This window comes from Nonomuraea sp. NPDC049625 (assembly GCF_040675285.1).
Taxonomy (GTDB): domain Bacteria; phylum Actinomycetota; class Actinomycetes; order Streptosporangiales; family Streptosporangiaceae; genus Nonomuraea; species Nonomuraea angiospora_A.
The window spans coordinates 693,450-713,451 of sequence record NZ_JBFAOQ010000003.1 but is presented as its reverse complement, the minus strand read 5'-3'; the positions used below and the strand labels follow the sequence as shown (position 1 = coordinate 713,451).

Annotated in this window: 20 protein-coding genes; 9 read left to right on the top strand and 11 right to left on the bottom strand. The window is 69.6% G+C overall.

Annotated elements, in window-relative coordinates; translation table 11 throughout:
* Positions 1-52: 52 nt before the first annotated feature.
* Complete coding sequence (locus AB0J87_RS16810; protein ID WP_363966081.1) at positions 53-835, top strand: tyrosine-protein phosphatase; 783 nt, start codon at positions 53-55, stop codon at positions 833-835.
* A gap of 89 nt (positions 836-924) precedes the next feature.
* Here the strand turns inward: AB0J87_RS16810 and AB0J87_RS16805 are convergent, their stop codons facing one another.
* The 3 genes from AB0J87_RS16805 to AB0J87_RS16795 form a co-directional block, all read right to left on the bottom strand.
* Positions 925-1,482, bottom strand: a complete 558-nt coding sequence (locus AB0J87_RS16805; RefSeq protein WP_363966079.1) for an RICIN domain-containing protein — start codon at positions 1,480-1,482, stop codon at positions 925-927.
* 380 nt (positions 1,483-1,862) lie between these two features.
* Positions 1,863-2,903, bottom strand: coding sequence for a Gfo/Idh/MocA family oxidoreductase (locus AB0J87_RS16800; protein ID WP_363966077.1), 1,041 nt, complete (start codon positions 2,901-2,903; stop codon positions 1,863-1,865).
* 235 nt (positions 2,904-3,138) lie between these two features.
* The gene (locus AB0J87_RS16795) at positions 3,139-4,038 is read right to left on the bottom strand and encodes a PAC2 family protein (RefSeq protein WP_350723021.1); all 900 of its coding nucleotides are present in this window, start codon (positions 4,036-4,038) and stop codon (positions 3,139-3,141) included.
* A gap of 631 nt (positions 4,039-4,669) precedes the next feature.
* Here AB0J87_RS16795 and AB0J87_RS16790 point away from each other — a divergent pair.
* Complete coding sequence (locus tag AB0J87_RS16790) at positions 4,670-5,590, top strand: hypothetical protein (RefSeq protein WP_363966075.1); 921 nt, start codon at positions 4,670-4,672, stop codon at positions 5,588-5,590.
* 8 nt (positions 5,591-5,598) lie between these two features.
* On the opposite strand, the gene AB0J87_RS16785 is transcribed toward AB0J87_RS16790, so the two are convergent.
* Entirely contained in the window at positions 5,599-7,704 is a 2,106-nt protein-coding gene (locus AB0J87_RS16785) for an ATPase (RefSeq protein ID WP_363966073.1), read from the bottom strand.
* Between the two features lie 480 nt (positions 7,705-8,184).
* On the opposite strand from AB0J87_RS16785, the gene AB0J87_RS16780 reads away from it, so the two are divergent.
* On the top strand, positions 8,185-8,484 hold the full coding sequence (locus tag AB0J87_RS16780; protein WP_363966071.1) for a helix-turn-helix transcriptional regulator: 300 nt from the start codon (positions 8,185-8,187) through the stop codon (positions 8,482-8,484).
* Positions 8,485-8,819: 335 nt separating this feature from the next.
* A complete protein-coding gene (locus AB0J87_RS16775) occupies positions 8,820-10,622 on the top strand; it encodes a hypothetical protein (protein WP_363966069.1) in 1,803 nt (600 codons plus the stop codon).
* A 158-nt stretch (positions 10,623-10,780) separates the two neighbouring features.
* Here AB0J87_RS16775 and AB0J87_RS16770 read toward each other — a convergent pair whose 3' ends face one another.
* The 5 genes from AB0J87_RS16770 to AB0J87_RS16750 form a co-directional block, all read right to left on the bottom strand.
* On the bottom strand, positions 10,781-11,137 hold the full coding sequence (locus AB0J87_RS16770; RefSeq protein ID WP_363966067.1) for a DoxX family protein: 357 nt from the start codon (positions 11,135-11,137) through the stop codon (positions 10,781-10,783).
* A 29-nt stretch (positions 11,138-11,166) separates the two neighbouring features.
* On the bottom strand, positions 11,167-11,964 hold the full coding sequence (locus AB0J87_RS16765) for an ABC transporter permease (RefSeq protein ID WP_363966065.1): 798 nt from the start codon (positions 11,962-11,964) through the stop codon (positions 11,167-11,169).
* Positions 11,961-12,731 carry an ABC transporter permease gene (locus tag AB0J87_RS16760; protein WP_363966064.1) on the bottom strand — a complete coding sequence of 257 codons (771 nt, stop codon included), beginning with the start codon at positions 12,729-12,731 and terminating at the stop codon, positions 11,961-11,963. The genes AB0J87_RS16765 and AB0J87_RS16760 overlap by 4 nt, the downstream gene beginning before the upstream one ends.
* Positions 12,721-13,638 carry an ABC transporter ATP-binding protein gene (locus AB0J87_RS16755; protein ID WP_363966063.1) on the bottom strand — a complete coding sequence of 306 codons (918 nt, stop codon included), beginning with the start codon at positions 13,636-13,638 and terminating at the stop codon, positions 12,721-12,723. The genes AB0J87_RS16760 and AB0J87_RS16755 overlap by 11 nt, the downstream gene beginning before the upstream one ends.
* A 66-nt stretch (positions 13,639-13,704) precedes the next feature.
* Positions 13,705-13,995: an antibiotic biosynthesis monooxygenase gene (locus AB0J87_RS16750; RefSeq protein ID WP_363966062.1), complete on the bottom strand. Its 291-nt coding sequence runs from the start codon at positions 13,993-13,995 to the stop codon at positions 13,705-13,707.
* A gap of 60 nt (positions 13,996-14,055) precedes the next feature.
* Here AB0J87_RS16750 and AB0J87_RS16745 point away from each other — a divergent pair, with 60 nt between their 5' ends.
* Positions 14,056-14,700: a TetR/AcrR family transcriptional regulator gene (locus tag AB0J87_RS16745; RefSeq protein ID WP_363966060.1), complete on the top strand. Its 645-nt coding sequence runs from the start codon at positions 14,056-14,058 to the stop codon at positions 14,698-14,700.
* A gap of 412 nt (positions 14,701-15,112) precedes the next feature.
* On the opposite strand, the gene AB0J87_RS16740 is transcribed toward AB0J87_RS16745, so the two are convergent.
* Together AB0J87_RS16740 and AB0J87_RS16735 are read right to left on the bottom strand one after the other, a co-directional pair.
* Entirely contained in the window at positions 15,113-16,474 is a 1,362-nt protein-coding gene (locus AB0J87_RS16740) for an MFS transporter (RefSeq protein ID WP_363966058.1), read from the bottom strand.
* Positions 16,475-16,544: 70 nt separating this feature from the next.
* Positions 16,545-17,387: an NAD(P)H-binding protein gene (locus tag AB0J87_RS16735; protein ID WP_363966056.1), complete on the bottom strand. Its 843-nt coding sequence runs from the start codon at positions 17,385-17,387 to the stop codon at positions 16,545-16,547.
* Between the two features lie 105 nt (positions 17,388-17,492).
* Between AB0J87_RS16735 and AB0J87_RS16730 the strand changes: the two genes are divergently transcribed.
* The 4 genes from AB0J87_RS16730 (at position 17,493) to AB0J87_RS16715 (ending at position 19,989) form a co-directional block, all read left to right on the top strand.
* Positions 17,493-17,966 carry a MarR family winged helix-turn-helix transcriptional regulator gene (locus AB0J87_RS16730; protein WP_363966054.1) on the top strand — a complete coding sequence of 158 codons (474 nt, stop codon included), beginning with the start codon at positions 17,493-17,495 and terminating at the stop codon, positions 17,964-17,966.
* Between the two features lie 79 nt (positions 17,967-18,045).
* Positions 18,046-18,579 carry a chloramphenicol phosphotransferase CPT gene (cpt, locus tag AB0J87_RS16725; protein ID WP_363966052.1) on the top strand — a complete coding sequence of 178 codons (534 nt, stop codon included), beginning with the start codon at positions 18,046-18,048 and terminating at the stop codon, positions 18,577-18,579.
* An 8-nt stretch (positions 18,580-18,587) separates the two neighbouring features.
* The gene (locus tag AB0J87_RS16720; RefSeq protein ID WP_363966050.1) at positions 18,588-19,052 is read left to right on the top strand and encodes a GNAT family N-acetyltransferase; all 465 of its coding nucleotides are present in this window, start codon (positions 18,588-18,590) and stop codon (positions 19,050-19,052) included.
* Between the two features lie 127 nt (positions 19,053-19,179).
* Positions 19,180-19,989 (top strand): MIP/aquaporin family protein, encoded by an 810-nt coding sequence (locus AB0J87_RS16715; protein ID WP_363966048.1) that lies wholly within the window; start codon positions 19,180-19,182, stop codon positions 19,987-19,989.
* The last annotated feature ends 13 nt before the right edge of the window (positions 19,990-20,002 follow it).

Sequence of the window (20,002 nt, the reverse complement as noted above, 5' to 3'; positions counted from 1 at the left end):
CCTCGAATTCGCTCATATTTGGCGGACATATAGGGTCGCAATAATGGATGAGATGACGAGGTGGATAGACCTGGAAGGCGCGGTCAACGCGCGTGACCTGGGCGGATTGCCGACTCGCGACGGCGGCCGCATCCGGCGCGGGCGGATCTTCCGCGCCGACAACCTGCAGGGCCTCACGCCGGGTGACGTGGCGGTGCTGGTGGGTGAGCTGAAACTGCGGCACGTCGTGGATCTGCGCTCGAACGCCGAGGTCGCGATGGAGGGCCCGGGGCCGCTGACCCTGGTGCCCGAGGTGCGCCACCACCACTTGACGCTGTTCGCGGAGGGCGGCACGCACACCGACGTCGAGGCCGACACCATCGACGGCGACCGGGTGCTGCCCTGGGCCGAGCGCGGGCTGGACGAGGAACTGCGGGTGACCGGCTTCTACTTCGGCTACCTGCGCGACCGCCCGGACGCGGTGGTGGCGGCGCTGCGCGCGATGTCGCTGGACGACGGGGCGGCGCTGGTGCACTGCGCGGCGGGCAAGGACCGCACCGGAGTGCTGGCGGCGCTGGCGCTGGAGGTGGCGGGGGCGACCCGAGAGGCGATCGTCGAGGACTACGTGGCGACGGGGGAGCGGCTGGAGCTGATCCTCAAGCGGCTGCGGAGCAGCGCGACGTACCGGGGCGATCTGGACTCGCGGCCGGCGGACGACCACATGCCGCGGGCCCGGTACATCGAGCAGTTCTTCCAGGTGCTGGACGAGCGGTTCGGCGGGGCGATGGGCTGGCTGACCCGGCACGGCTGGACCGACGCCGACACGACCGCCCTCCACACCCGCCTCCGCGACTGACGCCACCACCGGCGCCTACCGCGTGGCAGCAGGCGGACGGCCCCGCGCCGAAGCGACGCGGGGCCAGGGTCAACACCTCCGGTTGGCGCTCATGGGGTTCGGAGACGCCAGATCTGGTTGGGGCGGTCCTTGCAGATCGCCTGGATGACGTTGGCCCCGTGGGCCCGGCTGGCGTCCTGAACGTCCAGGCACAGGCCGCTGTGCCGGGCGATCAGCTCGAAGGGGAGGCCGGTGCCGCGCCACTTCGGTCCGGGCACCGTCCGCATCCTCCACTGCTGGTTGTAGCCCGGGTCCCAGCAGTTCGCCTGCAGGACGTCGGCGCCGTGGAAGCGGCTGGCGTCCTGAACGTCCAGGCACATGCCGCTGTGCCGGGCAACGAGCTTGAAGTAGCCGTTGTCGGTTCGCCTGAGAGCCCACTGCTGGTTGCGTCCATTCACGCAGTACGCCTGCAGAACGTTGGCCTTGTTGGCGCGGCTGGCGTCCTGAACGTCCAGGCATCTGCTGCTGTGCTCGGCGACGACCTCGTAGTAGGTGGCTTCGGCGTGGGCGACCCCGATCCCGGTGAGGGCGAGGCCGGCGGCTGCGGTCAAGGAGACGATGAGGGTACGGCGGACTGCTGCGAGGGACATGATCATCATTCGTGTCATGTGATCCAGAGTGGGCGTGACCGGCGGATTCCTCATGAGTAGGGCCTACTCATTTCCGGGATCCCTGGTTCCTGGCGGCCCAGGCGAGAGCCAGGCCGCCGAGGAGAGCGGTGGGCTGGCGCGGGGAGATCAACACCGCGACCAGGGCGGCGAGGAGGAGCAGGGCACACGCGTTCGCGGCGAGGAAGGCGCGGCCCAGACCGGCGGTGACGGTCCCCCGGCGAGGCGCCCGGAACGGACCGGCGAAGGCCGCCAGGGTCGGGACGACTCTGCCCCCGCTGGACCGCCGGCGCTGCCGTCGGACGGCTCTGGTTGCCGCCCTGTATGAGTCGCCGCCCTGGATGACTGGCGCGCCGCTCGCGTCCGGGCGGGTGGGTGGGTCAGCCCAGGTGGGTGACGATGCGCTGGGTGGCCGACAGGCGGGCGGCCTCGATGACGGTCAGCGTGTCGATCACGCTCTCCGGGTCCACGGGTGGTGGCGCCCCCTCGCGCAGGGTCGCCACCACCCCGCGATAGAAGTCCAGGTACGCCCCCGGCTCCGTCCGCTCGGCACGATGGGCCTCCTCCGTGCCGAGCAACCCCCAGCTCCCCTCGTCATCCTCCCCGAACTCCGGCGAACCGGGCGACATCCCCGCCCGCAGCCGCTCCTCCTGCACGTCCATCCCGTACTTCACGAACCCGGCCGCCGAGCCCAGCACCCGGAACCTGGGCCCGCGCCAGGCCGCCACCGAGCTCATCCACAGATGCGACCGGGCCCCGCCCGCGTGCGTCAGCGCGATGAACGTGTCGTCGTCGGAGGCCACCCCCTCGCGCCGCACGTCGCTCTCGCAGTAGACCTCGCGCGCCGGGCCGAGCAGTTGCAGGGCCTGGTCCACCAGGTGGCTGCCCAGGTCGTAGAGGAGCCCGCCGATCTCCTCCGCGCCCCCGGTCTCCCGCCAGCCGCCCTTGGGCACCGGCCGCCACCGCTCGAACCTCGACTCGAAGCGCAGCACGTCACCCAGCCGCCCCTCCTCGACCAGCCTGCGGACGGTGCGGAAGTCGCCGTCCCAGCGCCGGTTCTGGAACACGGTCAGCATGAGCCCGCGCTCCTTGGCCAGCCGCACCAGCTCCCGGCCCTCCGCAGCGGTCCTGGCCAGGGGTTTGTCCACGACGACGGGCAGGCCGGCGGTGAGCGCGGAGGCGGCGGTGGCCACGTGGGTCCTGTTGGGGGAGGCGACCACGACGAGATCGCACCGGCCCCACAACTCCTCCACGTCGGGCACCGGGACCGCGCCGTACTTCTCGGCCACCTCGGCCTGGCGGGCGGGGTTGCCGGTCACGACGGCGGTCAGGGACAGGCCGGGGGTGGCGTGGATGAGAGGGGCGTGGAAATACGCTCCGGCGGTGCCGTAGCCGACCAGTCCGACCCGGATGTCAGTCATTTCCTCAGGCTATCCGGCAGCCCCGTCGAGACCCCTCAGGCGGTGCCCGGCCACGGCCCTGGTCCCGGGGTCACGAAGGCATCGCTGTTTCCGGGGTCACGGAGGCACCACCCAGACGGCCCACGGGGCGGCGTGACGGCGGCCCGCCACGCACACCTGGTGAGCGTCACCCTGGACAGGCCCCGGCCACGTGCGGCGGGTGGTGCCGGCTCGGGCCACCGTAAAATATGGGTGTTTACTCGTCGTCGCGCTCGGCGAGGAAGCGTTCGAACTGGGCGGCCAGTTCGTCGCCCGTGGGCATCGGGGTCGTCTCGGCCATCAGGTTCTCGCGCTCGGCGCCGCCCGCGAACGCGTCGTACTGCTGCTCCAGCCCCGTGATCGCGGTGGAGAGCTCGGTGGAGGCCTGGATCTGCTCCTCTATCTCCGTCGTCGTACGGCGGGCCGCGTCGCGCAGCCCGTCCAGCGGGAACACCAGCCCCGTGCCCCGCGTCACCGCCTCCAGGCCGGTGACGGCGGCGGTCGGGTACTCGGCCTGCGAGAGGTAGTGCGGTACGTGGATCGCGTACCCCAGCGCGTCGTGCCCCTGCGCCCCCAGCCGGAACTCCAGCAGCGCCGCCACGCTCCCCGGCACCTGGACCCGTCCGAACGCGCTCGTCTGGGAGTTGATCAACTCGGGCCGGCTGGCGTGCATCGTCAGGCCGAGGGGCCGGGTGTGGGGGACCGCCATGGGGATGCCGTGGAGCGTCACGATCTTGCTCACCTTCAAGCGCTCCACCAGGTCCGACACGGCCTTGGTGAACAGCTCCCACTCCCGGTCGGGCTCGGGCCCGCTCATCACCAGGAACTGCGTTCCCGTCGCGTCCTTGGCGACATGAACGGCCAATTCCGGGCTCTCGCACTCCACCCATCGGTCAGTGTCGAAGGTCATGATGGGCCGGCGAGACCGGTAGTCGAGCAGCCGGTCCACGTCGAACGTCGCCACGACCCGGTGCTCCAGCTCGGCCAGCAGGTGGCCCAGTGCGAGGCGTCCGGCGGCCCCCGCGTCGACAAAGCCGTCGAAGTGGTACAGCAACACCGGATCGGGCAGCTCGGGCGCGTCGTCTGCGAGCTCGTAGAGATCCTTCGGGTCGAACACGGTTGGACAGCCTTTCCCTAGGTACTCTTCACCAGAACCTACGGCGAGTCGGAACGATTCCGCGCACGGCACCCTATCGAGGGTCAATAGGACACATCTCCACTGACCCGAAGATCGGGGGTTCGCAACCGGGATGTTCGCCCTGGCCAGGACGGGTGCCGCCGGGATGCCGAAGACATAGGCCGAGGTCGGGCACCGGTCGAGGCGACCGACGGCAAAGGTGACACTTTGCTGGTGCTCGCGGCTCATTACGGTCACGCCAGGACGGTTTCGCCCGCTTGCAACAGCGGGGCGCCGATTCCCGCCGGGTCCGCGACCTCGGTCTGACGCCGCTCACCACAAAAGGAGTCTGTCGTGGTCAGAGCGTTACCGAATGAGAGCGACGATCGCCGCACGGGCTCGCCGCCGGCGTTGCGTGCGACGCGATTGTGGTAAATGACCAGTTTATCCAATGGTTCACGCAAAGCGATTCATAGTATGAAATAAGCACTAAAGGCCTCGAAGTTGCCGCCTGTGGCCTTTCGTTCACCGCCTCGTCATGCTGGATGACGTGGCTACTTCTGCGCAAACATTTGGTAGGCGACCACTCCACATCCCTCCGTTGCCATGTCCGTTCCCGAACGAGATCCACGTGCACGCCGCGGAGGTCGACGCGGAGAGTCACGCATGGCTGGCCGCCACGAACATGCTCACCGGCGCCGAGGCGATCGAGCACTTCCGGCGCTCCAAAATCGGCCTGCTCGCGGCCCGGACCAACCCGACCGTGCCGCGTGACAGCCTCCGGTTGATCAACGACTGGTACAACTGGCTCTTCGCGTTCGACGACGCGTTCTGCGAGGGCGAGCTGATGGGACACCGGGCCTCCGCGTTGGCCCGCGCCCTGCCGCCGCTCCTCGAGATCCTCGACGGACGCAGGAAGCCGGACTTCGACGACCCGTTCGGCCTCGCCCTCTACGAGCTCCTGCACCGGATCTCCGAAGCCGCCACCCCCGCCCAGGTGGACCGGTGGCGGATCACGGTGAAGGAGTACCTGTTCGCCCAGATCTGGGAGGCGGCCAACCGCGAGGTCGACCTGATCCCCAACCCTGAGGACTACGTGCTGATGCGCCGCATCACGGGGGCCACGTACACCTGCCTCGCGCTCATCGACGCCGGTGGCGGTTACCGGCTCGAGGCGGAGGAATGGCATCATCCCGATGTTCGCGCGCTCTCCGACCTGGCGTGCGACCTCATCGGCTGGGACAACGACCTGCTCTCGTACGCCAAGGAACGGGGGAACGACAAGGCTCGGCACAACCTCGTCACCGTCCTGGCCACGCACAAGTCCCTCTCCCTCCAGGACGCGTTGCGCGAGGTCGCGGAGATGCACAACAACGCGATCGCCGCGTTCATCGAGCGGCGCGCGACGCTGGAACACTGGGCGTCGCTCCCGGTCCGCAAGTACGTACGGGGGCTCGAACACTGGGTGCGCGGGCACATCGAGTTCTCCCTCGGCAGCGCACGTTACGTGCACGCCTGGCCCGACGGCACCCGCTGGCCCCAGGCGGTCTGAGGCCGACGCTATTCAGAGGCGTCCGGCTCGCCACCGAGCGCGAGTTCGGACGCCTCGTCCAGGTCGAGCCTGGCGCCGTCCTCGAACGTGTTCTTGTAGGCCTGCTCGCCCATCCGCCGCACACACTCGCGCACGCACACGTTGTGGTCGTCGGTCAGGAACGGCGCGCCCATCTGCGGCAGGCCGGCCGACTTCCAGTTCTGCTGCAACGCGCCGAGCAGCCTGGCGGCCAGCGCCAGCTCGTCGTGCAGGACGAAGATGCGCGCGCAGGTCTCCAGCGCCAGCAGGGTGCCGAGCGTGTCGTGGAAGTGCCGCTTGATCCGCAGCCCCTCCCTGGCGCTCTGCAGCGCCTCCTCCGCCCTGCCGGTCGCGAGCCTGGTGAAGGCCAGCGCCCACTGCGCGTACGAGCTGACCCAGAGCTCGCCGCGCTCCCTGCACACCTGCAGGCAGTCCAGCAGCAGCGACTCCGCCTCGTAGAACTCGCCCTGCGACGACAGCACCAGCGACAGCTCGACGATGGCGGGCAGCAGGCCGGGGTTGAGCTCCTTGTTGTCGGTGTTGAACTCGATCGCCACGCCCAGCAGCGCGCTGGCCTTCTGCAGGTCACCCTGGAGCAGCGCGGCCGTGCCCTGCATCTTGGAGGCCAGGATCACGGCCCTGGAGTCGCCGACCCTGACGGCCTCGGTGCTGCACTGCTCGGCCGCCTTCAGCGCGCCCGCGCTGTCACCCTGGGCGCTGCGCACGTACGAGAGGACCCACAGCGCCTTGCAGCGCTCCTTGCTCACGGTGGGGTTGGCCTGGAGCGCCTTCTCCAGGTAGAGGCGCCCCTCGCGGACGAATCCGCAGCAGATCCACATGAACCACAACGACGACAGCAGCGTCAGCGCCAGCACCGACTTGCCCGGCGACTTGAGCGCGTGGTCGAGCGCCACCCGTACGTTGTCGTGCTCCTGCCGCATGCGGACGAACCAGTAGATCTGCCGCGGCCCGGACCAGGCGTCCTCGCTGCGCTGGGCCAGGCTCAGGTAGTACTCCAGGTGCCGCTGCTGCATCTGCTCCCTCTGGCCGAGCTTGTCGAGCCACTCCTCGCCGTACTCCGCGAGGGTGTCGATGAGCTTGTAGCGGACTCCGGCGTGGTTGCTCCTGATCAGCAGGATGGACTTCTCGACCAGCCCCGTGACCAGATCGGTGATGTCCTCGGACGGCAGCCGCCCGTCGGAGCAGACGAACCTGGCCGCGTCCAGCTCGAAGTCCTTCGCGAACACCGACAGCCGCGCCCACAGCAGCCGCTCCGCGGGCTCGCACAGCTCGTGACTCCACCCGATGGCCGCCCGCAGCGTCTGGTGCCGCGGCAGCGCCGTCCGGCTCGCGCCCGCCAGCAGGCTGAACCGGTCGGCCAGCAGCCCGAGGATCTGCTCCACCGACAGCGCCCGCAGCCGCACGGCCGCCAGCTCGATCGCGAGCGGGATCCCGTCGAGCCTGCGGCACAGCTCGGCCACGGCGCCGATGTTGTCCTCGTCGAGCACGAAGTCGGGCACGCTCGCCCCGGCGCGTTCGGCGAAGAGCTGCACGGACTCGTTCGTGAACAGGCTCTCGCCCGGATCCTCGAACGGCACCTGCAGCGGCGGCACGGGGACCACGTGCTCGTACGGCAGGTTCAGCGACTGGCGGCTGGTGGCCAGCACCTTCAGATTGGGCGCCGCCTCCAGCAACTCGTGCACCAGATCGGCGCACCCGTGCACCAGGTGTTCGCAGGTGTCGATGATGAGCAGCATGTCGCGCTCGCCCACCCACTCCGACAGCGACTCGGACTCGGCCCGCGAGGACTGGTCGGCGATGCCCAGCGCGGAGGCGATGGTGTGCTTGACCATGCCCGCGTCCTGCAGCCGGCCTAGATCCGCGAACCACACGCCGTCCGGATACTGCGACCGGACGAGATGCGCGAGCCTCAGCACCGTACGGGACTTGCCCACGCCCCCGATGCCCGTCACGGTCACCAGGCGGGACTCGCCGAGGTGCCGTTTGAGGTTGGCGAGGAGCCGTGTCCTGCCGATGAAGCTGGTGAGCTCCGCCGGTAGATTGCCGTCTCGCTGCCAGCCTGTCGGGGTTGCCATGAGCAGCCTCACGGGGGGATAGGCGACACCTGCTCTCGCATCGTACCGCCGCCGCCCCCGCCTGTCCCTGGACCTGCGGACACGTCGGGTGCTTTGTATGCCCGAGTAGCATGTCCGGCGTGAACGATTTTCTACCGGAGCAGACAGCGGACGACACGGACGAGGGCTGGGGCGACTGGCCCGAGACCGACCCGGACGCCTTCTACCTGGACAACAAGCCTCCACACTGGGCCTAGAAGCAAGGCCTTCCACAACGGGGCGCTTCGCGCTCGGAGTTCCAGGCTGCGCCTCCCAAGGGGGCTCCGCCCCCTTTCGATCCCCTCAACCCCTGCTCGCTGCGCTCGCCAGCGCCCGCCCGTTGCCCGGTTACCGGGTTGGCCTGCTGGAGCCCGCCCGGACCGGGTGCCTTCCGGGCCTCGTTGGCCGATCGTGCGTGGTGCACTTGGCGGCCGGTTGCGTACCAGATGAGGGGTGAGCGGCATGGCTGAGCGCAAGGCCTGGTCCGACAAGAGCGCTGAGATCATGAGCCGCCCTGGCGCCGGAGCCGCCTACGAGGCCGCCCGTATTCGATTCGAACTCGGCGAGACCGTACGGCGCCGCCGCGAGGAACTTGGGCTCACCCAGGCCGAACTCGCTGAGCGAGCAGGACTCGAGCAACCGGCGGTGGATCGCTTCGAGGCGGGCGGCACCATGCCCACCATCCCCATGCTGGAACGCCTGGCCGAAGCACTCGAACTGCGGCTCAGCGTCCAACTCCAGCCGCTCTCCAGAGCCGGTTGACCACATTCGCCGACAACTGCACCACGTCGCACTCGACAACCAGCCGTGACTCGCACAGGCCGACACAGCAGGGCAGCCCCCCGATGAGCTTCGTGAGCCGTCCGGCCCGTTGCGGCGCCATCGAGCCCACCCGCTGACCGGGGAAGCGGTGGGCCATCTGATGCCCGCCCCGGACCGGGTGCCTTCCGGATCGGGTCGGCCGATCGCGCATGGCGCGGTGTTCGCCAGTAACGGCTCGATCAGCTCCTACTGCGCGTCGGTCAGGCCCGAGGGGTAGCGATCAGCAGGCATCCAGCCACCTGCCGGCACAAGCGCTCATCGTCATGCCGCGCTCAGTGATGGCCCACCTCTGGCAGGCGCGGTGGGAGCGCAAGCCCTTGTTGGGACGGCATGTCAGTGGCGATCTTTATCATGCTGCCCCAGAGATCATCCGTGCCGATTGGGGTCCCACCATGGAGCGTCACTTCGCGAGGATTGTCGACGGCCCGTTCGCCGGCCTTGATGCGGAGATCGTCTCTGTGGACGGTCAAAGGTTGACCGCGCGTGTGACGATCTTCGGTCGGGAAACAGCGGTGGAACTCCATCGGGACCAGATAGAGCACCCCGAGGACATACCCGTGCTGTGGTACGGCGAGGAGGAGGACGACGGGCAGGTCCTCGCGGGGCTGCGGGAGCAGATAGCGGCGCAATACGACGACCTCGGGTATGGGAGAAGGTTCGAGTTCTTCCTCGAGCGTGCCGACCTTCCCGAGGAGGATCTGGCCCAGGAGTGGGACGCTTACACCGCGTTGTGCACCGAGCTTGACGCCGATGTGCAACGGCGCAAGGCGGTGGCGTTGCGCGCGTTCGATCAGGAGATCGCTCCGCTGCCGGCCGGTGAGGCGAGAAGGCGAGTGGCGGCCGACCCCAGCCGCTGGCTGCCGGCTGCGGCCGCCCGGGAGGAGCGCCGGTCGCGATACCCGGGCATCGACCGCTCCCATACCGAAGAACGGTTGCGGGCGGCGATATTCGGGGAGCCCGATCCGCCGCTGACGCTGTGGGAACGGGCCGACCGTCGGCGGGCCGCATCGCGTTCCGCCGCCGGACTGCGGGACTACGCGGTGTGGAAGGCGGCGAACCGACCGCAGGAGCAGGTGAGGTCGGCTGCTGCGGCCCAGGTGGAGCAGGAACGCGCCGCGATCGAGGAGCGCCTTGCTCGCGACTGGGGATTCCAGCTGCCCGACTCGATCTTCCGGTTTCGGGCATTCCTGCTGTCCCTGGGCCCGGCCGAAAAGCAGGCCCTCGACGACCTGGAACTGTGCCCGTACGGGATCATGGACCTGTTCGATGATCCCGAACGCGGTTCCCGGCCCGGCATCGATGTGCGAGTACACGGCCGCTACTACCGTGACCCGCCCGAGTTCCTCACGTTCATGCACGGCGGCACCGACGGGCTGCATTTCGGGCTCTGGTACGACGACGGCCGCACCTGCACCGGAGTCGCCTCCTACTACAACAACGACGGTGGCGGCGTGGGCATCCCGTCGCGTACCCCTCTCGAGGCGGTCAGGTACACGCTCGAATGGGGATGGCGCCACCTCGGAGACCAGGATGATGAGCCGGCCGATCCCATGGACCCCGAGGTGGTCGCACGACGGCACCGGCTACGGCTCCTGCGCGAGATCCTGATGACCTTCGAGACCGGCGACCGCGACGAGCAGGGCGAGGACTACCACAACGCCTATGGACACTCCCCAGAACTGCTCGAGCACGGAGACCCGGATCGGATCGAAACCCTGGACGGCGGCGGCGCGCTCGTCGACGGTGACACCGCGATCAGGCGCGGCCGACAGAGACCATGGGACGACTACGACTTCTGCACAACCCTGCAGAAGGAGCTGACCGACGACCCGGCCGTCCGGGAAGCCCGCCTCACCGAGGCACGGCACCGCTGCGCCGCCGGACACCCCGCCGACGCTCTCACCCTCGGCCGTGACCTGCACTGGATCAGCGCGGGAGACCCCGAACTCGAACACCATGCGAACGAGCTGCTCACCATGGCCTACCGCGCTCTGGGACGCGACAACCTCGCCGCGATCGCCCAAGCCCACCACCGCCACCGCGATCTCCCCCAGGTGCACGTCCTCGAAGAGACCTGACGCACTCACCACCATCGCACTGCCGACCTGGACAGCGGGGCCGTCGCGAACGGAGCGGAGCGACGCTGCGAAGCCGGTTGACCACATTCGCCGATCTTGACCATCGTGGGCGAACAGCCCCGGCGAAAGACGTTCACGACCTCGAGTGGGATGGACGGTCAGAAGCGGCCCCAGGCGATCAAGGCGGTCAGCGCGAGCAGTACGACGTTGACGGCGACGGCCGCAGGCTCTTTGCGGCGAACGTGGGTGGCGGCGGCGCCGAGCATGGTGATCGCCAGGCCGGCGGCAGCCAGCGGGGTGAGGATCGGGGCGATGCCGGTGGCGGCGGGCAGGATCAGGCCGAGGGCGCCGAGAAGTTCGGCCACGCCGATCAGGCGGATCCGGGTGGGAGTGAAGTCCTCCACCCAGGGCAGCATGGGGCGCAGTCTCTCCTTGGGCAGGGTGGAATGCATGACCCCCGCCAGTCCGAAGACAGCGGCCAGGACGGCCTGCGGTACCCACAAGAACACGTTCACGTCAGTTGCTCCTTTCGCAGGTTCTTGGCCTAGTAGCGGCCGAGGGTGCCGCGGCGTCGGGCGAGGTGCTCGAGCCGGTTGAACAGGATCACCCCGGCGACGGTGATGAGCAGCGGCTGGACCAGCAGCCAGCCAAGACCCCAGCCGGTCGGGAGGGCGGCCAGGGAATGCCCGCCGAGCAGGATGTCCCGCATCGCCTCGATGCCGGGCGCGATGGGGACCGCGAGCCGGCTGAGGAAGGCGACCGGGTCGGGCATGGCGGCCAGGGGGACCAGGGTGCCGCCGGCGATGGCGTAGACGGCCACGGACAGCTGGGTGATGATCTCGATACGTTTGAGCACCAGGGTCAGCCCGCACAGGATGAGGGCCAGGCCGCAGGTGCCCAGCGTGATGGCGGCCAGCGGCACGATCACCTGCGCGTCGAAGGGCAGTCGCCCGCCCTGGAGGGTGATGGTGACCGCGCCGGTGGCCAGGACGGCCAGAGCGGTGGGCAGGGCGGAGATCACGGCGGCGACCTGGCGGCCGAGGATGAGCGCGGCCGAGGGCAGCGGGGTCAGGTAGGTCTGTTCCAGCACGCCGGACTGGATGTCGCCCAGATAGCTCCAGAACACGCGGTTGACCTGCTCGTGGATGAAGGTCAGCGCCACCATGCCGAGCAGGACCGGGAGCAGGAGATCCGCGCGCAGTTGCCCACGTCCCATGAACAGCACGATGAGCAGGTAGAACAGCGGGAACGTGGCCATCTGGATGAGGACTTCGCGCCATCCGGCGACGAGGTTGAGCAGGCCCTTGCGTACTTCCGCGGCGAATCCGCGAGCGAAGATCATGCCGTCTCCTGGAGGGCACGGCGGTGGTTGCGGACGAACAGCAGCCCGCCGGCGGCGGTGAGCGCGACCGTATGGGCGAGCAGCCAGGGCAGGGCGCCTCCGTTCCACGCTTCGGCCAGGGTCCGGTCCTGGAACAGCGTCTGGGTGAGCGCCTCGATGCCCAGCGTGGTGGGCAGGACCCTGGCCAGGGCCGCCAGCCAGTCCGGATAGAAGGCCAGCGGCAGGAACGACCCGTTGAGAAGCAGCACCAGTGCGGTGAACAGCGACTGCAGCGCCCCGATCATCGGGGAGACCAGTGCGAGGGCCGCCAGCAGGAACGTGAAGGCCAGCACGTTCGCTCCGAGCAGCAGGGCCGGCACCAGCGCCGCCCAGCGCATCGGGATCGCGATGCCGGCCACCAGTATGGGGACGAGCGCGGCGACCGCGGCCACGGCCAGGCCGAACACCGAGGCGGTGAGCAGCCGGCCGAGCATCGGCAGCCAGGGCGGCGCCGGGGTCATCTGCGCCTGGGCGAAGGTGCCGGCGCGTTTCTCCTCGATGAGGTCGGCCACCATCACCAATGCGGCGTACTGCAGGAACCAGTAGGCGCCGATCGCGACCAGGGTCCGTGGCAGGAGCTCTTGGCGCAGCTCGCCCTGGCCGAGCACGAACTGCAGGCCGAGGTACATGGTGGTGCTGATCAGCAGGGTGATGACGTGGCCGATCGGGTGGGCCAGCTGTATGCGCAGGCCCTTGCCGATCTCCGCGCGCAGGACGTCAAGCAGCATGGGACGCCTCGTTCACCAGGGCGAGGAACACATCCTCCAGGTCGGGCTGGACCTGGGTCAGCGACTCCAGGACGGCACCCTGGGCGCGCAGGCGCTCGACCACGTCGTACACCTCGTGCGGGTGGCTCACCCGCACGCTGATCGTGGTGACGCCGTCTCGGGTGACGGCGTCGAACCCGGGTGGCGCCGCGCCCTCGACGCGGATCTCGTACCTGTCCCGTTCGCGGAAGCTCGCCAGCAGCTGGTACGTGGGCAGGTCGGCGATGAGCCGTCCTTTGCGCATGACGGCCACCCGGTCGCACAGCTCCTGGGCCACGTCGAGCTGGTGCGTGGTGATCAGGATGGTGGTGCCGAGCTCGCGGGCCTGCTCGGTGATCCAGCTCTTGACGGTGCGGGTGGCCTCGACGTCGAGGCCGAGGGTCGGCTCGTCGAGCAGCACGATCGGCGGGTCGGCGATGAGAGCGGCGGCGATCGCGACCTTCTGCTGCATGCCGCGCGAGAAGCCGCCGACCTTGTCGTCGCGGCGCTCCCACAGCTCCAGGTCGGTCAGCAGATCACGGGCGCGCTCGGCGACCTGGGCCTTGCGCAGGCCTTTGAGCCGGCCGAAGTACATGAGGTTCTGCCAGGCCGACAGGCTCCAGTAGACGTTGCGCGAGCCTTCCAGCACGGCGCCGAACTGTGCCATCGCGGCCGAGCGCTGCCGGGTCACGTCGAAGCCGCCCAGCCGGACCTGGCCGGAGGTGGGGGTCAGCAGGCCGGCCAGCATCTTGATGGTGGTGGTCTTGCCGGCGCCGTTGGGGCCCAGGAAGCCGAAGACCGACCCGGCGGGGATGCGCAGGGACACCTCGTCGACCGCCCTGACCTGCGCCGAGCCGTAGACCTTGGTCAACGCGTCGATTTCGATCATGTCATCTCCTTGGTTCGGGGAACCCCGGCCCCCCGGGCTGCTGGGCCGGAGGGCCGGGGCAGGTGGTCAGAGCTCGGCCAGAACCTCGATGTCCTCCGCCATGACGTCGCGGGCGACTGCGAACGCCGCGACGGCAGCGGGGGTGCCGGGCGCGGCCTGCCGGGCGGCCTGCAGGCTGGCGGCCGAATCCCAGCGCCAGACGCCGACCCACGTCTCGTCGTTCAGCCGGCCGAGGCGCGCTTCGGTGAGGCCGGGCTGAGTGGCTCTGATGGCGGTGACCAGGGCGGCGTGCCGGGCCTGAACCTGCTCGGCGTCCGCGGGATCGGCCTGGAAGCGGGTGACGCTGATGACAGCCATGACTGTACCTGCTCTCTAGAGTTGACTTCTAGTTGCTGAATCTAGAGATAGACTCTAGCCATGAGCGATGTCAAGCGGACGAACAAGCGGGCTGAGAAGGCGAAGGAGACGCGCCGGCGCATCCTCGCGGCAGCATCGGAGTTGTTCGTGCAGGACGGATATGGCGCGACAAACCTGCAGGACGTCGCCGAGAAGGCCGGGGTCGCGGTGCAGACGATCTACTTCGTCTTCGGCAACAAGCGGGCGCTGCTCAAGGAGCTGGTCGACGTCACGATCGCGGGCGATGACGAGCCGGTGGCCACGATGGACCGGCCGTGGTACGTGGCGGCGCTGGCCGCCGGCACGGCCCAGGACATGCTGCGCGCCTACGTCGCCGGCACGACCTCGGTCCTGGAACGCGTCGCGCCGATCGGCCGGGTCCTGGAGGCGGCGGTCGCGAGCGACCCCGAGGTTGCCGCGCTGTGGCCGCACGACGTCGATCCCCGGCACGTCGTCCAGCAGGGCGCGGCCAGGGCGCTTGCCGGCAAACCCGGGGCGCGGGCCGAGGTGTCGGTGGAGGAGGCCGCCGACCTGCTGTACGGCCTGCTCAGCCCCGAGCTGTACCTGCTGTTCGTGCACGAGCGCGGCTGGACGCGCGAGCGCTGGGAACAGTGGGTCGGCGAGACCCTCCGCGCCCAGCTCTGCACCATGGGCGGGAACGGGTGATCATCCGTCCCGCCGCCCACGTCCTCGGCGGGCGTCTGCCGGTTCGACCGGATCGACGAAGCGGACGTGCAGGGCCGCACCTGGTCGAATTCGCGCTCACCGGCCAGGTCCGGCGACCGGTCTGCGCCGGTACTGCAAGGCTTGATCGGGTGTGGCCGCGACTGCGATGAGCGGTGTTCTTGGCGCGGGCCGCGCACGCCGCGCCGCAGTGGCGGCGTGAGGTGTCGCTGGTCAGGGCGAAGGTGCGGGTGCCGACGGCTCGAGGGTTTCCGTGGCACCGACACGAGATCCACAGCCGGGCCGCAGGGGCAACGGGCAACCCTTCGGGCGCGGACGAGCAGGGGCCATCGCGGCGCATGACCTATGGGTAGGACGGTGTGCCCCATACCGGGTCACACCGTCCTCGGCAGAGCTAGTGGTGGGGTTGGGCGTGGTGTGGCAGCAGCCGTACCAGGACGCAGGAGGCCAGCAGAAGGGCCGCCACCACGCCGAGGCTGACCGTCGGTCCGGCGTGGAAGTAGACGGTGGTGAGGGCGGCGGCGCCGAGGCTGTTGGCCAGTTGCTGGGTGGCCGACAGCGAGCCGCTGGCGCTGCCGGACTCGGCCGCGTCGACGTCGCCGAGAGTGATCTGGTAGACGGTGCCGAAGCAGGTGCCCAGACCCAGGCCGATCACGAACACCGGCAGGATGAGCGCGATGCCGGTGAGGAGTATCAGGACGCCGGTCAGGGTGAGCAGCAGGCCGATGAGGATGAGCCTGCGGCCCAGCCGGGCGATGAACCGGTGCGCGGTGATCGAGGCGACCACGATGCCGGCGGCGACGGGCGCCAGCCCGAGGGAGGCTCCGGTGGGGGTGCGGCCGAGGTCGTTCTGCAGGTGAAGGGAGAGCACCAGCAGCAGGCCGGCGACGGCGGCGTTGAAGGCCAGGCCGAGGATCAGCCCGGAGGTGAAGCCGCGGTTGGTCAGCAGCGAGGGTTTGACGAGCGGCTGAGGTGCGGTGCGCTGGCGGCGGCAGAACAGGGCGAAGGACACCAGCCCGGCGCCCAGGCAGATGACCGGTGGCAGGCCCCAGCCGTGACTGGACCCGTCGATCAGGCCGTACAGCAGGGTGAGCATGGTGACGGCGAGCAGGGCTGAGCCGGGTCCGTCGACGGTGACGGCACGGTCGCCGGGATCCGGGGGCAGCAGCCGTACGGCACAGCCGATCGCCAGGCCGCCGAGGGCGATGTTGATGAGGAACATGGCACGCCAGCCGAGGCCGAGCAGGTCGGCGTCTATGAGGAAGCCGGCGAGGATGGGGCCGCCGATGGCGGACAGGCCCAGGGCGGGGGCGAAGACGCTGAAGGCCGTGCCGATCTGGTCGCGAGGGAAGACGGCGCCGAGGATGCCGAAGCCCTGCGGGATGAGCAGGGCTCCGAACGCTCCTTGGAGCAGCCGGAACGCCACCATGGAGGTCGGGTCGAAGGCCAGGCCGCAGGCGATGGAGGCCAGGGTGAAGCCGGTGATGCCGATCAGGAACAGGCGGCGCCGGCCGTACTTGTCGCCGAGCCGTCCGCCGACCACCAGCAGCACTCCCATGGCCAGGGCGTAGGCGGCGCCGAGCCACTGGATGAGAGCCTGTCCGCCGTTCAGGTCGGCGGCGATGGCGGGGGCGGCGATGTTGGTGATGGTCGAATCCAGCAGGTCGAGGATGGCGGCGAACAGCACGACGGCGAGGACGGCCCAGCGCCGGCGCGCGGAGGTGGATGCAGGCGCGGGGGCCACAGGGGTGCGCATGAGGACTTCCTATGAGGGTGAAGGGGGATGAACCCCGGCCCGAGCAGGGCGGGGCGTGGGTGGATGACGCTCATCGGGCGTCGAAGGCGGCGACGTTCTCCGCGGCCCACTGGGCGAAGGTGCGGGCGGGAGTGCCGAGGAGCGTCTGGGTGGTCTCGGCGATCGGGGCGGGACCGGCGGTGGCGGCGGCCCACAGGTCCAGCAGCGAGCCGGCGTAGGGGGCGGACATCCAGCGGGTCATCTGCTGCTCGGCCTCGGCGCGGGTGATCTGCAGGAGGGGGATGTCGCGGCCGATCGCGCCGGACAGGATGACCAGTTGCTCGCGGAAGGTGAGCGACTGCGACCCGGTGAGGGTGAACTGACGGCCGGTGAGCGCGTCGCCGGTCAGGGCGGCCACGGCGAGGTCGGCGAGGTCGTCGGAGTGGATGGGCGCTATGTGCGCGTCGGGGTAGGCGAGCTGGATCGGCTGGTTCTGGCCGATGAGGTAGGACCAGCCGAGCGCGTTGCTGGCGAAGGCGTCCGGCCGCAGGAAGGTGCAGGTCAGGCCGGAGGCGGTCAGGGCGCGTTCGACCTGGAGGCTGTGGGAGGCCAGCGGGTCGGTCTCGGCGCCGGGGGCCGTGACGGAGGAGGACGACAGCAGTACGACGTGCTCGACGCCGGCGGCCTGGGCGGTCTTGACGAAGGCGTCGACACCGGCGGGCTCGGGGTAGAGGAAGACCTGGCGGACGCCGTCCAGTGCGGCGGGGAAGGTGCCGGGCTGGTCGAGCTTGAGCTCGGCGATCTCGACGCCGGTCGGGGCGGTCAGGCCGGTGGGATCGGCGCTGCCGGCGCGGGTGGGCAGGCCCGCGGTGACCAGGCGGTGGATGACGGCCTGGCCGACCTTGCCGCGGGCGCCGGTGATGAGGATGGTCATGGTGACTCCGGAGATAGTTGGTGCGTGAAGACACATGCATGCTGACATGCACATAAATTCGTGTCAACACATGTCTTGCTGGTTGCACAGAGATACGATGAGGGCATGGATGAGACAGCGACAGCCGAGGACCTGCTCAACGCCGTGGGACCGGCCTTCTCCAAGTTGCGCCGCACCTCGCTGCTGGAGGTCGAGAACGCCATCTCGGCCAAGGATCTGAGCAGGACGCTCGTGCTGAACCTGGTCCTGGAGCACACCACCGGTCAGGACAAGGAGGTGACCGTCGGCGCGATAGCGGAGCTGCTGGCGGTGGACCCCTCGGTCGCCAGCCGCATGGTGAGCGACAACATCAAGGCGGGCTACCTGATCCGCACCGCTTCCCAGCAGGACGGCCGGCGCACCGTGCTGGAGCTGAGTCCGGCGGGGGTGGAGCTCATGGAGCGCTTCCGCCGCCACCAGCGCGAGGCGTTCGAGTACATCACCGCCGAGTGGAACGAGGGCGACCGGCTCGAGTTCGCCCGGCTGATGCTCAAGTACGTCGATTCCCTGGCCCAGCTCCGCGACCGCATGAGCAGGTAGGCATCGGGGCCCGGGTCTGGACGGCCCTCCGCCCGAAAATGCCTTTGGGCCTGGTGGGGAGCACCCCTATCGTGGGCCGGTGACTACTCAGGTGATCGTGTTGAACGGCGGCTCCAGCTCGGGCAAGTCCGGGATCGTCCGGTGTCTGCAGGCGGTCCTGCCGGATCCGTGGCTCGCCCTCGGGGTCGACACGCTGGTCGAGGCGATGCCGGCGTCCATGCAGGGATCGGACGCGGGCATCGAGTTCGCTCCGGACGGCGGGGTCAGTGTCGGGCCGCAGTTCATGATGCTCGACCGGGCGTGGGCGGAAGGGGTCGCCGCGATGGTCCGTGCGGGCGCCCGGGTCATCATCGACGACGTCTTCCTCGGCGGAGCCGCCTCCCAGGAGCGGTGGCAGAAGGCTCTTGCCGGGCTGGACGTGCTGTGGGTCGGCGTCAAGTGCGAGAGCGCGGTCGCCGCGGGCCGGGAGATCGCCCGGGGGGACCGGGTCCGGGGGATGGCGGAGTTGCAGGCGGAGGTGGTCCACCAGGGTGTGACCTATGACCTGGAGGTGGACACCACGCGTACCGAATCCCTGGAGTGCGCGCGGACCATCGCCGCGCGGGTCGGGTGACGGAGCCCATGACGTCCCCCGCGTACGAGCTGCGCCCCGCCACCCCCGCCGACTACGACCCCATAGCCGCCGTCGTCGACGAGTGGTGGGGCCGGCCGGTCCTGCCCTCCCTGCCCAGGCTCTTCCTCGACCACTTCCACCGCACGAGCCTGATCGCGGAGGGCCCCGCGGGCATGGCGGGGTTCCTGATCGGCTTCATCTCCCCGTCCGAGCCCGACGAGGCGTACATCCACTTCGTCGGCGTCTCCCCGGAGGCCAGGACGGGCGGCGTGGCCCGCGCCATGTACGAACGCTTCTTCGACCTGGCCCGCCGCCACGACCGCCGCGTCGTGAAGGCCATCACCTCGCCCGTCAACCAGACGTCCATGGCGTTCCACCGGCGCATGGGGTTCGAGGTCAGCGAGCCCGTCCCCGGCTACAACGGCCCGGGAACCGCCCTGGTGACCTTCAGGCGAAGCATCTCTGATCAGTAGGCGCTCCACGGGACCGGTGACCGCGAACAGCCTCCGATGTCACTTTGCGTGACGCATAGCGTGCGTACCGTATGCATGTCCCGAAATCGGGAATGGCACACGACGATCTCATGCGCAAGGAGGAGCGGTGGCCGGACGTCGCGACCGGATAGGGCTGACCGGTGAGCTGATCGCCGAGTTCGCCGGCACGATGGTGCTCATTCTGTTCGGCGTCGGCGTGGTCGCCCAGGTGGTCGCGGGCAAGCTCGGCGACCACGACAGCATCGCCTGGGCGTGGGGCATCGGTGTCACGCTGGGCGTCTACGTCGCAGGCCGGACCACGGGCGCGCACCTCAACCCGGCGGTCACGCTGGCGTTCGCGGTCTTCCGCGGCTTCGCCTGGGGCAAGGTCCTGCCGTACGCGCTGGCGCAGACGGCCGGGGCCTTCATCGCGGCGCTCATCGTGCGCTGGAACTACACCGAGGTGCTGGCCATGGTGGACCCCGGGCACACGATCAAGACCCAGGGCGTCTTCTCGACCCTGCCCGGCAACGGGGTGCTGCCGGTGGACATGTGGGGCGGGTTCCGCGACCAGATCATCGGCACCGCCATCCTGCTCTTCGTCATCTTCGCCGTGTCCGACGTCGCCAACATGGCCCCCAGCGCGAACCTCGGGCCCGTCGTCGTCGGCCTGCTCATCGTGGGGATCGGCATGTCCTTCGGCACCGACGCCGGCTACGCGATCAACCCCGCGCGCGACTTCGGGCCGCGCCTGGCGAGCTACCTCACCGGCTACGCCACCGCCTGGCGAGATCAGTACGGCGATCTGTACTTCTGGGTGCCGATCGTCGCCCCGCTGATCGGCGGTCTCATCGGCGCCGGCCTCTACCAGGCGGGCATCGCCCGGTTCCTGCCGCCGAGCGAGGAGCGCGGGATCGTGCAGCCGGTGGAGATCTGACGGAATCTTGCAG